This is a genomic window from Martinezella sp. CNPSo 3959 (assembly GCF_057784355.1).
The window spans coordinates 94,781-112,727 of record NZ_JBXSOV010000011.1; the positions used below are offsets into that span (position 1 = coordinate 94,781).

The 17,947-nt window shown below is 59.3% G+C and carries 15 protein-coding genes; 12 read left to right on the plus strand and 3 right to left on the minus strand.

Annotation, left to right across the window (positions count from 1 at the left end; all coding sequences use genetic code 11):
• The first annotated feature begins 18 nt into the window (after window positions 1–18).
• From AC13RE_RS21310 to AC13RE_RS21350, 9 genes are all read left to right on the plus strand, one after another.
• Window positions 19–744: an SDR family oxidoreductase gene (locus AC13RE_RS21310; protein WP_488564394.1), complete on the plus strand. Its 726-nt coding sequence runs from the start codon at window positions 19–21 to the stop codon at window positions 742–744.
• 318 nt (window positions 745–1,062) lie between these two features.
• Complete coding sequence (locus tag AC13RE_RS21315) at window positions 1,063–2,403, plus strand: class I SAM-dependent methyltransferase (protein ID WP_488564395.1); 1,341 nt, start codon at window positions 1,063–1,065, stop codon at window positions 2,401–2,403.
• A gap of 359 nt (window positions 2,404–2,762) precedes the next feature.
• A complete protein-coding gene (locus AC13RE_RS21320; RefSeq protein WP_488564396.1) occupies window positions 2,763–3,530 on the plus strand; it encodes a L,D-transpeptidase in 768 nt (255 codons plus the stop codon).
• 113 nt (window positions 3,531–3,643) lie between these two features.
• Window positions 3,644–3,919 carry a ribbon-helix-helix domain-containing protein gene (locus AC13RE_RS21325; protein ID WP_112336976.1) on the plus strand — a complete coding sequence of 92 codons (276 nt, stop codon included), beginning with the start codon at window positions 3,644–3,646 and terminating at the stop codon, window positions 3,917–3,919.
• On the plus strand, window positions 3,906–4,250 hold the full coding sequence (locus AC13RE_RS21330; RefSeq protein ID WP_488564397.1) for a type II toxin-antitoxin system RelE/ParE family toxin: 345 nt from the start codon (window positions 3,906–3,908) through the stop codon (window positions 4,248–4,250). Before AC13RE_RS21325 ends, AC13RE_RS21330 begins: the two co-directional genes overlap by 14 nt.
• 178 nt (window positions 4,251–4,428) lie before the next feature.
• Window positions 4,429–5,103, plus strand: a complete 675-nt coding sequence (locus AC13RE_RS21335) for a response regulator transcription factor (protein WP_132717852.1) — start codon at window positions 4,429–4,431, stop codon at window positions 5,101–5,103.
• The gene (locus AC13RE_RS21340; protein ID WP_488564398.1) at window positions 5,100–6,563 is read left to right on the plus strand and encodes a sensor histidine kinase; all 1,464 of its coding nucleotides are present in this window, start codon (window positions 5,100–5,102) and stop codon (window positions 6,561–6,563) included. Before AC13RE_RS21335 ends, AC13RE_RS21340 begins: the two co-directional genes overlap by 4 nt.
• 307 nt (window positions 6,564–6,870) lie before the next feature.
• Window positions 6,871–7,707 (plus strand): bifunctional allantoicase/(S)-ureidoglycine aminohydrolase, encoded by an 837-nt coding sequence (locus AC13RE_RS21345; protein ID WP_488564399.1) that lies wholly within the window; start codon window positions 6,871–6,873, stop codon window positions 7,705–7,707.
• A 182-nt stretch (window positions 7,708–7,889) separates the two neighbouring features.
• Window positions 7,890–9,356: a glucosamine inositolphosphorylceramide transferase family protein gene (locus AC13RE_RS21350; protein ID WP_488564400.1), complete on the plus strand. Its 1,467-nt coding sequence runs from the start codon at window positions 7,890–7,892 to the stop codon at window positions 9,354–9,356.
• Here the strand turns inward: AC13RE_RS21350 and AC13RE_RS21355 are convergent.
• Window positions 9,309–10,451: a glycosyltransferase family 4 protein gene (locus tag AC13RE_RS21355; RefSeq protein WP_488564401.1), complete on the minus strand. Its 1,143-nt coding sequence runs from the start codon at window positions 10,449–10,451 to the stop codon at window positions 9,309–9,311. The genes AC13RE_RS21350 and AC13RE_RS21355 overlap by 48 nt on opposite strands.
• The gene (locus tag AC13RE_RS21360; RefSeq protein WP_488564402.1) at window positions 10,448–11,860 is read right to left on the minus strand and encodes a lipopolysaccharide biosynthesis protein; all 1,413 of its coding nucleotides are present in this window, start codon (window positions 11,858–11,860) and stop codon (window positions 10,448–10,450) included. The genes AC13RE_RS21355 and AC13RE_RS21360 overlap by 4 nt, the downstream gene beginning before the upstream one ends.
• A gap of 243 nt (window positions 11,861–12,103) precedes the next feature.
• Here AC13RE_RS21360 and AC13RE_RS21365 point away from each other — a divergent pair, with 243 nt between their 5' ends.
• Genes AC13RE_RS21365 through AC13RE_RS21375 form a run of 3 tightly spaced genes read left to right on the plus strand, consistent with a single transcriptional unit; the run spans window position 12,104 to window position 17,012 of the window.
• Window positions 12,104–14,269 (plus strand): GumC family protein, encoded by a 2,166-nt coding sequence (locus AC13RE_RS21365; protein WP_488564403.1) that lies wholly within the window; start codon window positions 12,104–12,106, stop codon window positions 14,267–14,269.
• A 23-nt stretch (window positions 14,270–14,292) separates the two neighbouring features.
• Window positions 14,293–15,399 carry a glycoside hydrolase family 5 protein gene (locus AC13RE_RS21370; RefSeq protein WP_488564404.1) on the plus strand — a complete coding sequence of 369 codons (1,107 nt, stop codon included), beginning with the start codon at window positions 14,293–14,295 and terminating at the stop codon, window positions 15,397–15,399.
• Between the two features lie 59 nt (window positions 15,400–15,458).
• Window positions 15,459–17,012 (plus strand): hypothetical protein, encoded by a 1,554-nt coding sequence (locus AC13RE_RS21375; protein WP_488564405.1) that lies wholly within the window; start codon window positions 15,459–15,461, stop codon window positions 17,010–17,012.
• Window positions 17,013–17,077: 65 nt separating this feature from the next.
• Here the strand turns inward: AC13RE_RS21375 and AC13RE_RS21380 are convergent, their stop codons facing one another.
• Window positions 17,078–17,824 (minus strand): hypothetical protein, encoded by a 747-nt coding sequence (locus AC13RE_RS21380; RefSeq protein WP_488564406.1) that lies wholly within the window; start codon window positions 17,822–17,824, stop codon window positions 17,078–17,080.
• Between the last annotated feature and the right edge of the window lie 123 nt (window positions 17,825–17,947).

The window sequence follows — 17,947 nt, forward strand, 5'->3', positions numbered from 1 at the left end:
TGATCGAAGGAGGAGATCATGGAGGAACTGAAAGGGAAGATCGCCGCGGTAACCGGCGCGGCATCGGGGATCGGGCTCGCCTCGACTGAAGCCATGATTGCGGCGGGAGCGAAGGTTGTTCTTGTCGATCGGGATGAGAGAGCCTTGGCATTGGTGTGCGAGCGCCTCGGCGACCTTGCCATTCCGCTTGTCGTCGATCTGCTCGATCCGGAGCAGTGCGCCGCGCTGCTGGAGGGCATTCTTGCCAAGGTCGAGCATCTCGACATTTTTCATGCGAATGCCGGCACCTATATTGGCGGCGACCTGGTGGACGCCAATCTCGACGCCATAGACCGGATGCTCAACCTGAACGTCAATGTCGTCATCAAGAATGTCCGCACCGTCGCGCCGCATATGATCGGGCGCGGGACGGGCGATATCATCGTCACGAGCTCAGTCGCAGGGCATTCGGCGATCCCTTGGGAGCCCGTCTATTCGCCCTCGAAATGGGCTATGACCAGTTTCGTTCAGGCTATGCGGCGCCAGCTTCTGAAGAGCGGTGTTCGAGTCGGCTCCGTTTCTCCAGGTCCGGTCATCAGCGCCCTGCTTGCCGACTGGCCGGAGGAAAACCTCCGCAAGGCCAAGGAAGCCGGCGCCCTGATCGAGCCCAAGGAGGTTGCCGACGCCATCATCTTCATGCTGACGCGCCCGCGCAACGTGACGATTCGCGATGTTGTGGTTCTGCCGAGTGCCTTCGACATCTGAGGAGCGAAGCATACGGTATCAGGAAAATTCCGGCGATAGCGAGCGCGCTGGGCGCTGTGGATGCCCGGGAGGAGGCCCTTATTTGTCGCCGGAAGATGTCTCACAATCACGGAGCCGGCCTACTATATCTGGTCGAGCCTTGATCCCGGGAGTGTCGGGCACCTTTGTAATCGCGATTGAGTTTACTCAACCTTGATGTCGCAAATGATCTGGATATTTTACCAGATTAAGTAGTACGCTTTCGACACCGATAGGGGATTCTTCGCGACCCTCAAGTCAGGAGATCACCGTCGAGGAAACGATAAACAGGTAGTTGTCATGTTTCTAGAAGCAGCTCTTTCCCGTTTGATCAAAATCGGAACGCTTTCGGTCACTTTTCCGGACGGTTCCACGCGCAGTTTCGGTACGGGAGCGGAACCGCGTGCAGCGATGAAAATAAATACCGCCCGCGCCAAGCGGCGTCTGCTCCTCAATCCCGCCCTGGCGCTGGGTGAGGCCTACATGGACGGCGAAATCGAGCCGGGATCCGGCGATCTCTATGAAATGGTAGACCTGCTTGCCCTCAACTTGATGGAAGGGGGGACCCATCCTTTCGAGAAACTGATGGAAAAGATCCGTTGGCTGCGGCGAAATCTCGACCAATTGAATTTTGCGGATCGGTCTAAACGCAATGTCGCGCATCACTACGATCTCGATGCGCGGCTCTATTCTTTGATGCTGGATGAGGACAGGCAATATTCCTGCGCCTATTTTCCGGTTGGCGACGAGACGCTCGAGGAAGCGCAGCTCAAGAAGAAGCGGCATATCGCGTCGAAACTCATGCTCGATCGGCCCGGTCTGGAGGTTCTGGACATCGGCTGCGGATGGGGCGGTATGGCGCTCTATCTTGCCAAGGAGTTTGGCGCGCGCGTCACGGGCCTGACCCTTTCGGAGGAGCAATTGCTGGCTGCGAAAGCCCGTGCGAAGGACGCCGGGCTCGAGCATATGGTCACGTTCGAACTGCTGGATTATCGCTCCTGGACGCGCCCGGTCGACCGCGTCGTGTCGGTTGGCATGTTCGAGCATGTGGGGATCAACCACTACAAGACCTTCTTCGACAAGATCCGCTCCGTGCTCAAGGAGGACGGCGTCGCGCTGATCCACGCGATCGGCCGGGCCGATGGTCCCGGCAGCACCAATCCGTGGATTGCGAAATATATCTTCCCTGGCGGCTATTCGCCGGCGGTGTCCGAAGTCCTGTCCGTGGTCGAGAAATCCGGCCTCTGGACGACTGACATCGAAATCCTGCGGCTCCATTATGCCAAGACGCTCGAGCAATGGCGCGACCGCTTCATGAAGAACAGGAGCACCCTGGCAAAACTGTATGACGAGCGGTTCTGTCGGATGTTCGAGTTCTACCTTGTCGGGTCCGAACTTGCCTTCCGTCGCATGGGGCACATGAACTGGCAATTGCAGCTGACGAAGAATGTTTCCGCCCTGCCGCTGGCCCGAGACTACATGGTCGATATCGAGCGAGCCCGGGCGGCCATTGCCGAGCAGGGAAAGGTGGGGCCGATCGAGGCCGCGAGCGCGCGGGCAAAACGGGATCTGACCTTGCACGACGAGCGCAAATCCCGTCAGCAAAATCAATCCGCCGCGGAGTCCTCGCGGAACCTCTAAAGCCTGCTTGCGGGCAGTTATGAGGGACTTGGCTGGGCACGATATCTTGCCCGGCCTTTTCTTCCGTAACTATGCGGTACATGTCGCCTCTTGGGGGCGATTGTGTTCTACGTATGCAACCATAAAGTTTAAGTGTCGATGTGGCTGCGAGTGCTCGACATGCCCGCGGAAGCGCAAGGCCCTGTGGCTTCTGGCACACACTCGCCGATTGAGTTTGTATGCTCATGGTATTGGTAAACTTGTCATCATCGGCCCTGAGTGGCTATGAGGTCATCATCACTTAATGATGAGACATGTCGCCTCTTCGGCCTCATCAATCGAAGAAGCGATATTAATGTGCGGGGCTTGTTAGGATAGGAATGCGATCAACCAAGACTGAAAAGACTCTTTCCCGACGGGCTTTCATGCTGGGATCGATCTCTGCGACTGCGGCGCTTGCGGGCTGTGCCACCACAGCCCCTATTCCGACTCCGATTGCAGCCCCCGTTCGCACGCCGCCCGTCGTTCCTGTGGCGTCAGAACCTCAGAGCATTATTACACCGGATCCCGAGCTCGAAGCGCGTTATGCGTCCGTGGTTGATGGCGGCCATGTCATTCCGGCCGTTCCCTATGGAAAGCTGGATCCTAAATTCTATCGTCAGCGCGTTCCCGATCCGACCGGCGAGGCACCCGGCACGGTCGTCGTCGATACGGCATCGAGATTTCTCTACGTCGTTGAGCGCGGCGGCACGGCCATGCGCTATGGTGTCGGCATCGGCCGCGACGGCTTCTCGTGGCAGGGCGAAGGGATCATCCATTGGCGGCAGCATTGGCCGCGCTGGAAGCCGCCGGGCGACATGATTGCCCGCAAACCGGAACTCGCGAAATATTCCGTCGCCAATGGTGGTATGGACCCGGGCATCAAGAACCCACTGGGTGCCCGCGCGCTCTATATCTTCCAGAACGGCAAGGACACGCTCTACCGTCTGCATGGCTCGCCGGAATGGCGCTCGATCGGCAAGGCAGCCTCGTCAGGCTGCGTTCGCCTGATCAATCAGGATGTTATCGACCTCTATGAGCGCATCCCGTACCACGCTCGGATCGTTGTCTATCAGTCGCCCCTTCAAAGCAAGGCAACTTCCGCCTGAGCGAAATCGGCTTCCTCGCGGGGGCGCCGATGTTTCGGGGCGGTGTAGCGCCGCACGAAATCTTGACATGTGTGCGACTGAGTAGCACTTTAGCGCCTGAAGGAGATTGTCTCGTGAGCGTCAAGTCGTCGATATCGTTGACCGATCAGCAGGATGCGTTCGCACGCTCGCTTGTCGAGACCGGCCGCTATTCCAGCCTGAGCTCCGTTCTCCAGCAAGGTCTGGAACTGCTGCGACAGAAAACGGAAGCCGAAGCGGCCGAGACGGAAGGGCTGCGCAGGCTCATCCAGCGTCGCGTTGATGGACCGAAGATCCCCGCTCAGGAGATGGAAGAGCGGATCGAGAGCATGATCGAGCGCAAACAGCGAGCTCTTCGTGTGGAGCCTTGAATATTCCAAGGATGCCGATCTCGATTTCGAACTGACCTTCGATCATCTGTTTGCATCCTATCTCGATCTTGGAGACTCGGCTGAAGAAGCTCTGGAGCGCGCGGCTAACCGTATTCGCGAGCTCCGCCTGGAAATCAATCGGTTGGTCGAAACCCCATATATCGGAACATTGCGGCCGGATATCTATCCTGGCATCCGCTTCCTGCGGCGTGACAAGGCGGCCGTCTGGCTTCTGCCGATCGAGGAACGCAAAACGATCATCATTGCAGCGATTTTCTTTGGCGGTCAGGATCATATCAGGCGGATGCTGGCGCGCATGCTGCAGCGATAAGGATCCAATTGTCTGTTCGAATGGGGTTTCCGGCTTCGAGCCAACACATCGTCTTATTGGTTGCGACCCATTGGCATCCTCCTGGTGCCACTTGTGCAATTCTGCATGTAATGTAGCTGCAATCTTTGGCTGTCAGTGGGGCGGGGGATGGTGATGGCCGTCCTTTGGGGGAAGGTCATTGCGAATTCTGCTTCTTGAAGATGAGCCAGAAATGGCGCGCGCGCTGCTTGAAGCGCTGCGGCGGCGCGACGTGCTCGCCGATCATGTCCGCACCATTGCGGATGCCGACGTTATGGCGCGTGTCGGAAGCTATGATGTCCTTGTGCTCGACCGCCGGCTGCCTGACGGCGAGGGGCTGGACCTCGTGGCGGCATTGCGCCAACGCAAGCATCCCGTGCCGATCTTGGTGCTGACTGCGCTCGGCAGCGTCGATCATCGCGTCGACGGGCTCGATAGCGGCGCCGACGACTATCTTGCCAAGCCTTTCGCGATCGAGGAGCTGCTTGCCCGGCTGAGAGCACTCCAGAGGAGAGGGCCGACGGTATCCGATCGTTATCTGAATTTCGGTAATCTGAGCGTCGATCCGGCAACCAACGACATTTTCGTCGGCGGCTCGCTGGTCGAATTCCCGCGCCGGGAATATCTGGTGCTGGAGACGCTGATGCGCCGCCCGAACCGCATCGTCACGCGGCCGAGCCTGGTCGAGGCCGTGTACGCCCTTGAAGACGAGATCGGCTCGAACGCCCTGGATGCGCATATTTCACGCATTCGAAAGAAGCTGCTTCTGGCTGAGGCCACGGTTGAAATAAGAGCCGTGCGCAACATCGGCTATCTGATCCGGGCCAAGGCATGAACCCGGAGCGCAGCCGATCGTTGCGCTGGGGGCTTATAAGGCGCCTGATTGCCTTGCAGGCCTTCCTTCTCGTTCTCTTCTTCGTCCTTCTCGTCGGCTGGATCTGGATCATAAATCCCGAACTGGAAGATGCCAATGAAGAGGCCGTCCGGGTCGTCGCTCAGCAGGTAACAAGAGACGATGACGGCCAATTGCAGATGGCGGAGACACAGGAGGTCGCAGACCTGAAACGCCGCTATCCCGAGCTCTGGTTCATGATCCGGGATCACAAGGGAATACTCTTTCAATATGGAGAGATACCGACCGCCGCGCTCAATGAGAACTTCCCGTGGACGATCGATCGGGCGAGGGTGGAGGCTGGCAATGGAGCACATGCCACGGTCGAGAACCGCGAGACTTCGGTCGGCAAGCTGCAGATTGTCGCGGCTACCGAGCGCGGCTTTGACAATGACGGCTTGAACGTTTGGATCAATATGCGGGTCGATGTTGCCAAAGGTCCCAATGGCGAGATCCATTGGCTCAACGTCTTGCCGGCTCTGGCATTCGTCATCTTCATCGGCGTCTTTCCAATTCTCGCGGTAACCGGCGTGGCGACGCTGCTCGTCACGCCGCGCGCCGTCGGACGGTCGTTGAGCGGGCTTGTGGAAACGGCAACGCAGGCGCAGGCGATCGATTTCGATACACGCTCGGCCCGTCTCGATCGTTCCAAGGTGCCGACAGAGATCATTCCCCTTGTGGATGCCTTCAACCATGCCCTTTCGAAGCTGGACGAAGGATATAACAGGCACAATCGCTTTCTTGCCGATGCCGCGCATGAGCTGCGGACGCCGATTGCGATCGCGCGGACGCGAGCGGATCTGCTCCCCGAGGCCGAAGTCAGCCAGCAGGTGCGCGATGATATCGACCGCCTGTCTCGCGTCGCTCATCAGCTTCTGGAGATGCAGGCAATCGGGGTGGTCGAACTGCGGGCGGAGAAGAAGGACCTGAATGTGCTGGTCGAAAACATCGCTGCTGACCTTGCGCCGATTGCGATGGATGCGGGCTATGATTTCGACTTCGAGCCAAGCCCGGAGGAAGCGATCTTCGTGATCCAGACCTCGACCATTGAAATGGCGGTTGTCAACCTGATCCGGAATGCGATCGATCATGCCGGAGGTAAGGGCTCGATCATCGTTCGTGTAGGCGCTGGCGGTACGATCGACGTCTGCGACGAAGGTCCCGGCATACCGCCGGAGGAGCGCGGTCGTGTCTTCGAGCCGTTTCGCCGCATCAACACCAGTTCGTCCGGTGCTGGCCTGGGGTTGAACCTGGTCAAGAAGGCGGCTGAGCTCCACGGCGGACGGGTTTCGTTCCTGGACACCGGTTGCGGTTTTTGCGTGCGCCTGCAGATCGGTTCTATCCCGCCCACTGTCCTGGTCGCAGACATGGGCTGGCGGCAGAAGCCGCAGGTGCCGGGCTGAAACCAATGCCCGGTATTGCCGCGCAAAAACCTGAAACTGTTTTCATTTTCTTAGCGGTCAGGGCTCGGATATTCGATTTTCCGAAGCCGGCTTCCCTGATAGGGTTTTGGGGAGCTTCCAACGGGATAAGGTCATTCTCGGTGACGCCGCTGCAGCATGCGCGCAGTTGAGGTTACGCTGAGATCGAGAAATTGTTGGAGACGGCGAGGGCAACGTAACGCAGCATTCCGACTTCCGATGCTATGCGATACGACAGGGAGGTACATGTCTCAGCCTCCCGAAACGATAAGAATGAAGGGCTTCGATAATGGAAAGAAAATACTACTCCTCTTTGGGTGGCCATCCGCCGCAAAGCGACCTGCTGACGGGGCGCGCCGTATTCACGGAGGCCTATGCGGTCATTCCGAAGGGTGTGATGCAGGACATCGTCACCAGCTATCTGCCCTTTTGGAACGTGACGCGCTGCTGGGTGATCGCCCGGCCGCTTTCGGGTTTTGCCGAGACCTTTTCGCAATATGTCATGGAGGTGGCGCCAGGTGGCGGCAGTGACCGTCCGGAGCAGGATGCCGAGGCCGAGGGCGTGCTGTTTGTCGTCGATGGCGAGATCGAGTTGACGCTGCCATCCGGCAAGCATGTTCTTCAACCGGGCGGCTATGCCTTCCTGCCACCGGGGTTGAAATGGTCGCTGCACAATCGCTCCGGCGCCCATGCCCGCTTCCATTGGATTCGCAAGGCCTATGAGGCCGTCGAGGGGCTGGCCCATCCTGAGCCGCTTATCTTGAACGAGAAGGACATTACGCCATCAGCCATGCCGGGTACGGAGGGCCGCTGGGCAACGACCCGCTTCGTCGATCCGTCCGACCTGCGGCACGACATGCACGTGACGATCGTCACCCTGCAGCCGGGTGCCGTCATTCCTTTCGCGGAAACCCATGTCATGGAACATGGCCTCTATGTGCTGGAAGGGAAGGCCGTCTATCGCTTGAACCAGGATTGGGTCGAAGTCGAGGCCGGCGACTTCATGTGGTTGCGCGCCTTCTGCCCGCAGGCTTGTTATGCGGGAGGTCCAGGCCCGTTCCGCTATCTGCTCTACAAGGATGTCAATCGTCATATGGCGCTGCGTCCATTCGGTTCGCGCCGTTGAGCTGATCGCCTTCAAGGGAAGCCTGCACGTTCCTGGTGCGGGCTTATCCGCTCAACCGCTGCCGGTAAAATCGGCGGCTATCTTCAATACAACTTCAGAATAACCTGAAAGTAAGCTTTCCCGAATAAATATAGTTTCCAGGTTTCCGAGGCTCACCGAGGCTGCTGCGGATGGGGAACGCCGTGCCATCGATCGATATCATCGTTCCGAAGTCAGCTCCGCGCCGATGGCAGGAACTCGTGGTCGCGCGTCTGCAGGCCGAGGGGCACGATATCGCTGTCGTACATGAATTCGGGTCGAATGCGTGGCCGGCCGCCATCAATACAGCTTTGGCTCTCGAGCGAAAAATCTTCCGTCGGCGCGATCCGGCGCTTGCCGCTCCTCTGTCGGAGATCCCCGCCAGCAGTCACGATAGGTCTGCCGTTCTTCGGCTGGATCTTACCGGCCACGCTGCGCCATCGGACGTCCCGACCATCACATTGCGGTTCGACGGGTCGCGGTCGGACCTGTCGGTCGCGAGGTCGATCGCCGCTGGCGCCTTGCCTGTTATCGATGCCGTCCTGGACGGAAAAACGGTGGTGGGTCGAGCCTGGCCGATGATCGATCGGCGGGAAACCGTGTCGCTTGGCGTGGAGGATGTGCTCGCACGTGCCGTCACGCTTGCTGTTTCCACGGTTCGTGCCTTTGCCGAAAACCGGTTCGTTATGAACGAACCGGTGTCCAAAGTGTCTGAGAATGCCGTCAGTAGAACGCTGGGCTTTGCATCCGCTTGTCTGACCGGCGCCTTGCCGCGCCTGGGCCGAGAAGCAATGCGTCGGGCGCGCTTCCGCCACGCGCATTGGCGTGTGGGCTATCGCTTCATAGATGGGCCGGGTGTCGCGAGCAGCTGTGAGCTTGGCGGCGGCTGGTCCGTGCTGCCGGATGCCGGAGATCGCTTCTATGCCGATCCCTTTCCGTTTCAATGGCAGGATCGCTTCTTCCTGTTCGTGGAAGATTATCCGCATGCGACCGGCAAGGCAGTCATCTCGGTGGTGGCGTTCGATGCCACGGGGAAGCCTGGAGAGCCGCGATGCGTACTGGAAGAGCCTTACCATCTGTCTTACCCGCAGGTCTTCGAGCGCGACGGCGCGATCTGGATGCTTCCTGAAGCAAGTTCAGGCGGAAAACTCGTCCTCTATCGCTCGATAGAGTTTCCGGATCGCTGGGTTCCCGACGCCGTGCTCATCGAAGGCGAGATTTCCGATGCGACCCTGCTCGAACATGGCGGGCAACTCTGGTTGTTCGCAACCAATCGCGATGGTCACGGCAGTACGTCCGATACGCTCGTAGTCTTTCACGCACCAGGGCTTGCCGGCCCCTGGATGCCGCATGTGTTGAACCCGGTTCTCATCGATCGTCGCATGGCACGCCCGGGCGGCGCCTTCGTCCGCGAGGGAAGTGGTATCTATCTGCCGGTCCAGGACGGAACGCTCGGCTATGGCGGCGGGCTCGGCATCTCACAGCTGCTGCAGCTGGATGAAAAGACCGTTCGGCTGTCGCCGCCCCGACCGATTGCGGCGCGTGGCGACTGGCCCTATCCGAAAATCCATACGCTCAATCGTTCAGGCCGACTGGAGGTGATCGACGGGATTGCAGCCGTGCGGAAGTGAGCGCGACAGAAGCAGTGCCTCATAGCCGGCGCACATGCGCGCTGGCGAATATTGTTCCTTCAGTTGCCGTCCGGCCGCGGCCAGTCGAGCGGCTAGCTCGGGCCTGGCGATGAGTTCGGCAAGTCCTTTGGCCATTCCCTTCGCATCGGCATCGACGAAGAGTGCGGCTGCTTCGCCCTCATCTGTGGTCAGGACTTCCCGCAGGACATCGAGCTTGCTTGCAACCACCGGCAGCCCGGAAATGGCCGCTTCGACTGCGGCAAGACCAAAGGTTTCCGTCAACGAGGAAAAAGCATAGGCGTCTCCCGCCGCGAGGAAGTCGAAAATGCGCGAGGGAGGTACTTCGCCGACGAGATGCAGCCTGTCGGTGACGCCATTGGCTTCGGCAAAAGCGACCATCGCATCCTGCTCGGGGCCGGTGCCGGCGATGGCGATATGAATGTCGGGCAGATGGACGAGGGCGCCGACGAGCGCGATCTGGTTTTTCGATGGCGCCATGCGGCCCGAAGAGACGGCGAGCCAGGCGTCTTGAGGAAGACCGAAGGCCGCGCGCGCCGCCGCCTTGTCGACGGCGACCGAGGGCGCAGGAACGCCGTGGTCGATGCGTGACATCCGGCGCCGGTAGGCTTGCGGAAAGCTGTCGAACTGCGCTTTCGTCCAGCTCGAATTGACGACGTTGGCGTGATAGGCGCCGAAAGTGCCCATCAGCTTGTCTATCTGCGTCAGCCCCCCCCTGACGCCTCTGGTCTGCGGCGCACCGCTCTGGTTTGCGATGATCAAGTCCACGCTGGCGAGCCGCGCGCCGATGGTGCCAAAAATATTGCCATAGTGCTGGAAAGTGATGACCGCATCCGGCCGGGCGTTGCGCAGGTAACCCGCAAGTCCAATGGCAGCCCGTATCTGGCCTAGCAAGCCGCGCGGCGGCTTGGTGAGGATGAAATCGGCGTGCGGATCGCGGTCGTAGACCTCGGTCTTCCGATACATGAAGACGGTACGAACCTCATGGCCGCGCGCGCGCAATCCCTCGCCGACCATATCCGAAATTCGCTGTGCTCCGCCCGCTTCCGCCTGGGTTTGGACCTGAATGATTTTCATGAACGGCCTTTCAGGAAGGAGCGGGCGGCAAGTGCGTCCTCGCCGGCAAGGAAGCCGAGGATTGACGGGTTGATGCCGATGGTGCGGCGTGCGATGAACACGGCGGTCACGCACCAAACGATGATCGTGCCGGCGATGGCGAGCGCCGCACCGATCGGGCCGAGCCAATAGGTCAGCACCGCCGTCGCACAGAGCCCGAAGGTGTTGACGATAACCAGCAGCTTGAAAAGCGCGTGCTGAAGGCCCGTCAGCTGCATCAGGATTTCGGTCGGCCCGCAAGCAGTGCCGATTGTCGCGCCGATGCCGAAGATAATCAGCGTTACCTGCATCGTCGGCGTGGCATAGGCATGATTGAAGATCGACAGGATCAGGTCGCCGAAGATCAGGAACGATACCAGCACGCACAAGGCGATGATGAAGCCGCCCAGAGCGGCAAGACTGGTGATACGCTGCACATGTGCCTTGTCGCCGGTGTAGAAGGCAGCCGAGATCTGCGGCGCAAGCGCCTGGTTGATGCCGTTGAGTGCCAATACGACCAGCCGCATCGTTCGATCCGCGACGAAAATCGCGCCGGCGGCCTCGGGGCCAAGAATGGCCGCGACCAGCAAGGTGCTTGCCTGGCTAAGGGCCGGTGGTAGCGCGGTAACGCCCCATAGCCCGAGTGTCACCATCTTGAATTCGGTCTTCTGTTCTGTCGTAAGCGGGCCACGCTGGGCGCGGATCGTATCGCGAAAGAGGACAAATGTCTGTGGTGCGATCATCAGGAGCAGCAACCCGGCTGTGAGATAGGTTGCGGCAACCGCGCTCATCTTCAGCTGCATGAAATGTGCGAGCACGAAAACCGGGATTGCCACTGCTCGCCAAACGACATCGCGCGGCAGCAGCGCGAAGATCAGCGCATTCTTGGCGCGAAGAGCACAGGCGACGAATTCCGACCAGCCGAGCGCGAAAGCCAGCACCATGGTCGCCACGCAGATCGCGAGCCATTCGGGCATCTGAGCGCCAGCGAATGGCAAGAAGCCGATGATGAGAATGAGAAGGCTGAAGCTCGCAAGCCCTATCAGCGCAACAAGGATGGAGCGGGCCATCATGCCGTTTGCGGAGTTCAGATCGTTGTTGCCGGCATATTGCGGCCAGAACCTGAGCACGGCGCTTTGCTGGCCGACTATGGCGAAGAAGGAGACCAGACTCGCTCCGGCATAGGCGGCGCTATAAAGGCCGAACTGCCGCTCATCGGTCGTCATGGCGACGGCGACGAACATCAGGAACGAGAGGCCGGCACTGGCAAGCTTGATCACACCGGCAACGGCGCCGCTTCTGGCAAGAGCGCCGATCGACAAGCGCAGGTTGCTCGCGGGCGGCGGCGTTTCGGCCGATAAAGTATCGCTGCTGCCAGCTTTCTCACTCAACGACCTGTTCCCGTGTTGATTGCTCTCGACCGAATGGCCCATAGCACCTGAAATAGAATGTATCTCTAATATCGTAAGTACTCATGCTTGCGCCAGAACGAAGTCGCAACATGGTTACTTGCGATATCTGAAGTTGATCACACGCTCCGGTGTAAATTCAACGGATGATTAACATTATTCACTAATACTGAAATTAGTGATGTGTGATGAGCCGGAGACCCGCGGCCCGCGGAGAGGAACTGGATGAAGCCGTTTAACATTGACGAGCGCTCGCTTCCGCCGCTGTTCGATGTCGGTGCCGTGTGGACTATCTTGTGGCAACGCTGGCTGACCGTGCTGGCAAGCACCTTGGCCGTGCTCCTGCTGGCGCTGGCTTACCTTGTGGTGGCAAAGCCGAGCTATACCGCGACAGCTTCCGTCATGATCGATCCACGCGATCCGCGCGCGACGAATCTCAACAATGTTCTGCCCGGCATCGGCAGTGACAGCGCGGCCATCGCGAGCCAAGTGTTTGTCATTGAATCGCGCGACCTGCTGATGAAGGTCTTTGAGAGCGAAAACATCGAAACCGATCCCGAATTTGCAAGCGGCGGTCTGCTGTCGCGTATCGGTCTGGCTTCGCATCCCACGAAGGATTTGATCTTCAAGAATTTTCAGCGTGCCGTCACCGTGGAGCGTGCCGGGCTTACCTATGTCATCGATGTCAGTTTCGCATCCCGCTATTCCGACAAGGCGGCCCGGATCGCCAATGCGATTGTCAATCGCTATAGGGCCGGTCTGTCGGGGGAGCGAGAAACTGCAAACAGCGACGTAAACTCCCTGCTTGCGAGCCGGATCGGCAATCTCCAGAAGAACGTCAGCGATGCCGAGCAGGAGGTCGGAGATTTCAAGGTCTCGCATCAGATTCTGGATGCTTCCGCCGGAGGCACGCTGCAGTCCCAGATCGACAAGCTTACGGATCAGCTGATCGGCGCGCGAAGCGAGGCGGACCAGGCCAAGGATAAATATGTCCAGGCGGTTGCCGCAGGCACCTCACCGGCCGGTCTCGCCAAGCTTTCGGAAATCCTGTCTTCCGAGGCGACGGTCAAACTCCGCGAAAACTACAATCAGCGGGCGGCCGACCTCGCCAATTACGAGGCCATGTATCAGCCGCGCCATCCGATCATAAAAAGGCTGCGATCCGAACTGGACAGGATGCAGGGCCTCATGACCATCGAGGCGCAGCGGATCACGCGGGAATTGAAGGCAAAGTCCGATCTCGCCGCGCAAAACGTCACAGCACTTCAGGCAAAGCTCGATGATCTCCGCCAGAAGCTGGAAAGCTCAAATGCCGCGCAGGTGCAGTTGCGGCAGCTGGAGGCGAAGACGAAGGCGGCGCGCACTGTCCTCGACGATTTCCTGAAGCGCGCCGAAGAAACATCGCAGATGCAGGGCCTGCAGCTGCAGGAGGCGCGGGTAATCAGCGCTGCCGCTCCGCCGGTGCAGCCGACTTGGCCCAAGCCGCTGCTGCTCTTGCCGGTCAGCGCTGTGCTTGGTCTTATCATCGGCTGTGGTCTTGCCCTGGTGCGCGGCCCCAAACATCAGCCGGAGCAAGATCCGACGAGCCCCATAAGAGGCAGCCTCCTCGGCGTCGAGCCTCATCGGGATGCCGTGAAGGAGACCGCAAAACCAGAGCCGGTGCCGGCGCCGGTCAATCTTGGAGAGTATCGGTTGCCTGGTCTTGCCGGCTCCGGCGCCTATCTCAGCATCCGTGCGATGCGAAGACGCTTTTTCCAGGCCGGAAACGAAGCCTTTTCACGGGATGTGTTGCAGCTCATGCGACGCATCATTCTGCATCTGACCGAGCATCCGAAGCCTTACGTGCTGCTGGTCTCATCGCTTCATACGCCGGTTGCGGCGAGACTTGCGGGGGCAATGGTCGGCATCGGTCTCCAGCAGGCCGAACAGAATGTGCTTGTGGTCGAGTTTGGCGATCAGCCGGGTCCGGGAGCATCGGCGCGTAACGGCAACGGTGTCTTCGTGAGCGGTGCGAGCGGTCTACGAACGGTCGTGTACAACAGGCCAGTTGCCGAGAATGGGAAGCCACCGAGAGGCCCCGGCCTCGACGATATTTTGGCCACTGCCGGCTCCTTCGATTTCGTGCTTCTGATGGGACCTTCCATCGTTGGCAGCTGGGATCCCGCGCTTTTTGCCGAAGCGGATCTCATGCTTTTTGCGCTCAACCCGGCCGAGGAAGCGGGGGAAATCACCAACTTGCTTCGTCAGCGCCTCGATGCAGATCAGATCGGGCGCAGCGCCACGTTGATAATTGCACCGGAGCAGACAGAGACGCGGGGTGGCGAGGTGATGCGAGCGATCCGATCGGCCGACGATGGAGAGCAGGGCGGCCGAATCTCTGCGAGGGGGTGACCGTGGGGCGCAGCTTGCGATCGATGTTGCTATCACGCCGAAGCGCTCTCAAGCTGGCAGGCGGCTCCATTCTGGCTGCTCTTCCGGCTGCCGGCGCGGCGCGTTCGGCGGCCAAGCCCATCGTGCCTTCGCGCGGCATCAATCTGCCCGGATGGTTCGATCGCGGCGATGGCGTGGCGCCAAGCGAGCCTGTGCTCGAAAAGCTTCGCCAATTGGGCTTTCAAACGATCCGTTTGCCGATCAATGGCGATCTACTGTCGGCAGGCGATACGACCACCCTCCATCGCATCGAGACTGGCGTGGCCGACCTCAATCGGCTGGGCTTCTCGGTCCTTGCCGACATGCATCCTTCCGAAAGTCTGCATACGGCTCTCCGTCAGGATTTCGAAGCCGGTTCGCAAAGGGCGGCCGAGGCATGGATGGCGCTAGGCAGCGTCCTTGCGAACCTTTCGGATGAGACGGTCTATGCAGAGTTGTTGAACGAGCCGCCTCTGCGAAATGACGCGTGGCTCCAACTAAGGCAACGGCTTGCCGAGGTCGTGCGATCGAAATGTCCCAACCACACGCTCATCTGGGGGCCATCACCCTCTCAGGGCATCTGGGAAATAGGCGAGACGCCGCCGCTTGCCGACGATAATCAGATTGCTGCCATTCATTTCTATTCACCCACGGCCTTCACTCATCAATGCGAGACCTGGGATGCGTCGCCGCTGGCGCGGATTTCGAATTTACCCTTTCCCGCGACCATCGAGACGCCGCTGGTACAGCAGAGCATCGGAAAGCTGCGAGCGGCCGGGGACGAGCAGGCGGCAAGCCTTATCGAGGAACAATTGGCGACGCCCTGGACGGAGGCTGCGATCGCCGCCGAATTTGTGAAGTTGAGGCGCTGGTCCGAGACATATGACTGCCCTGTCATGATGAACGAATTTGGAGTCCTCAACTTCTGCGTCGATGCCGAAAGCCGTCGGTTCTGGGTTCGGGCCGTGCGGCAGGCGGCCGAGAGCAACAAGATCGGTTGGGCCTATTGGGAGCTTGATCAAGGTTTTGGCATCATCAGGAGCAGAGACAGCATTGAAGGCTTCGATGACGCCATGATCGCGGCACTTCTGGATGACAGCAATGGGGGCTGAAAAGCGGCGGAATATGGCCATGTGGAACGGCAACTGATGCGGATAAATGGAGATTGGCGATGAGCATTACCGGAGGTCGCGCCGGCTTCGGGGCGGGGGGGCTGAGCGGACTTCGTTCGGACGCTCTTTTCCATCTTTTCATCGCCATCCTCGCGGTTATCGCTTCCGTCTCTGCCTTCGCTGTCTGGACGCCGTTCGGGGTTGCCGCGACATTCGCGTTGACGCTGGTTTTGTCGATTGCTCAACCCGGCTGCATCCCGATCGTCATTGCCTGCTCTTTTCTCTATCAAAATCTCGTGGTCGCTTGGTTCACGCCTTTCGTGCCCGATCACAATACGTTCGATGCGCTGCGTGGTGCGAATTTCGTCATTCTCATGACTGCATTCGGCGCCTTCGTGATGGCTTCTTTCCAGTATCGGGTGAGGGCTCTGACCGAATTGCGGCCGTGGCTGACATTCAGCTTCGTGCTCTGTGGTATAGTGAGCTTTTATCTTGCGCTCGGCGCTGTTCATGGCGGGCCGAAGGATGCCGTCATCTATTTCCGCAATACGATCACGCCGCTTGCGTGCTTCCACATCGCAATTCTCGCAGCCAGCCTCTATCCCGTTGATCTGCGTAAGGGCATCTTTTGGCTCTGCGCCGTTGCCATCATCTACGGTTATCTGGAACAGATTTTCCGCATGGATTTCCTGAGCCTGTTTCATGGCGATCTCTATATTCACCGTGGTCTGAAGGCTCAGATCGAGGCCGGTGTCTGGGAAAAGAAGCTGAGGGAGACCGGTTTCGTGCTTCGCGGTATCGAAGACACGATGATGACGACCTTTTTCAACATCAAGCTGTTCAGCGACTTGTTTCCGCCGATCTTCCGCAATGGCGGCCCGAATTTTCACCCGATCAGCTATGCCTACGGTTTGAGCATCATGTCTGCCTGGCTTCTCTTCAAGGGGCGCTGGCTGCTGCCGATTGCGGCCTTGCCGCTATTGCTTGTTATCGGCTCCAAAGGCGCGACATTCATGCTGCTTGTTGCGATCGGCGCCCGGCTGATCTATCGCCCATCACGCGCGGAATTGACGCTGCTTGCCGTTGTCGCGCTTGCTGTCATCTGGACCGTCGCTGCCATTCTCTTCGGCGCCACCCATGGCGATTACCATGTTCTCGGCCTGATCGCAGGCGTTCGCGAATTCCTGCACAATCCGTTCGGGCAGGGCCTGGGGATCGGCGGCAATCTTTCGAGTACGAGCCTCAATCTGGATTGGGACCGGGCGCAGGACGAGGGCGTTGCCTCCGTCCCCGTTGAAAGCGCTGTTGGTGTCATGCTCTACCAGATGGGCGTGGGCAGTTTCGTTTTCTTTGGCTTTCTTGCCGCATTGGCGATGTCTGCCCGCAAGCAGCTGCTCGCCACCGGTGAGCCGGATTTCCTGTTTGCCTTTGTCGCGATCATCACGATTGCATCCAATGCGGTATTGCAGGAAGAAGCATTCTTCTCACCGCTTGCGCTTGGCTTCTGTCTTCTGCTCGTCGGTGTTTCCTTTGGAACGCGATGGCGCTTGCTCGGTATTTCGCGAGGCATGTCCAGTCGATCGGACCAACCCATGTCGGCACCCTCGCCGTAACGCGGTTAAAATCGGTCTGAGCGTGCGCAAACCTCAAAAACCCGGCCAGGGCTCCTTATCAGGGATCAGGAGCCGAAGATGACGAGCTCCGTGAATGTCAGATCTCCAAGCGAGGGCGGTTTCGGACCTTTGAAATACTTCGTTCCGCTTCCGGCAAAGTAATGTCCGACGAGACCGGACACCGGCCCGTTTGCGTCGACGACGCAGAGAAATATGCCTTTTCGCAGGAGATGGCGACCAAGTGCGCCGGCACACCGGCTGAGCTCCTCGGGCGTGCGGCTGTAAATCACCTGGGCACTCGGGACAATGCCATGGAAGATGCGGCGTGTCTTGAAAACGAAGGGAAAGGCTTCGTCGCCATCGACGCAAATCAACGACAGGCATCCGAGCGCCGCATGCTGAAGAAGAATCTCCCTATCGCCCTCCGAGAGCATCGACATTTCGGCAAGGCCGGGACTTGCTTCGAGCACCCGATAAGGCTGCCTCACAGCACTCAGCATCGGCAGAAACGCCAGTTGCCCGTCCGCATAGCGGCGAAAGCCGAGCGCTTCATTGACCTTTATCGTTCCCGGCGCCGGCGAAACGTTGATGTAGGTGACATTCTTTCGTCTGAGCGCCGCGATAACCATCTTGCCGGCAAAAGCGCGGTATTCCGGATCGACAGCCCAGCTCGATAGATTGCAGCGGAGCTCCTCTCCTCCCAGGCCTTCATGCCGAAAATAAAGCGCCAAGAGGACACCGACGATGTGTCCGGACATATCCAGAACGAAGCCGTATTTCGGTAGGTCGGGCACGAAAGGCCGCTTTTCCATCCGTGTGACGGCCCGCTCCCAATAGCTTCGATCACGGGCCGGAAAATTTCTGCGAAGGCAATCGATGATACCGTTCCAATCGCTCTCCTCGATTGGTCGGCAAGTAAGTCCAGGGGGAAATGC

Excerpts from the sequence above, each read along its gene's own strand:
- AC13RE_RS21340 (WP_488564398.1), top strand. The coding sequence starts at position 5,100 with ATGAACCCGGAGCGCAGCCGATCGTTGCGCTGGGGGCTTATAAGGCGC.
- AC13RE_RS21370 (WP_488564404.1), top strand. The coding sequence starts at position 14,293 with ATGTTGCTATCACGCCGAAGCGCTCTCAAGCTGGCAGGCGGCTCCATT.
- AC13RE_RS21320 (WP_488564396.1), top strand. The coding sequence starts at position 2,763 with ATGCGATCAACCAAGACTGAAAAGACTCTTTCCCGACGGGCTTTCATG.
- AC13RE_RS21355 (WP_488564401.1), bottom strand. The coding sequence starts at position 10,451 with ATGAAAATCATTCAGGTCCAAACCCAGGCGGAAGCGGGCGGAGCACAG.
- AC13RE_RS21310 (WP_488564394.1), top strand. The coding sequence starts at position 19 with ATGGAGGAACTGAAAGGGAAGATCGCCGCGGTAACCGGCGCGGCATCG.
- AC13RE_RS21365 (WP_488564403.1), top strand. The coding sequence starts at position 12,104 with ATGAAGCCGTTTAACATTGACGAGCGCTCGCTTCCGCCGCTGTTCGAT.
- AC13RE_RS21375 (WP_488564405.1), top strand. The coding sequence starts at position 15,459 with ATGAGCATTACCGGAGGTCGCGCCGGCTTCGGGGCGGGGGGGCTGAGC.
- AC13RE_RS21315 (WP_488564395.1), top strand. The coding sequence starts at position 1,063 with ATGTTTCTAGAAGCAGCTCTTTCCCGTTTGATCAAAATCGGAACGCTT.
- AC13RE_RS21345 (WP_488564399.1), top strand. The coding sequence starts at position 6,871 with ATGGAAAGAAAATACTACTCCTCTTTGGGTGGCCATCCGCCGCAAAGC.
- AC13RE_RS21380 (WP_488564406.1), bottom strand. The coding sequence starts at position 17,824 with ATGGAAAAGCGGCCTTTCGTGCCCGACCTACCGAAATACGGCTTCGTT.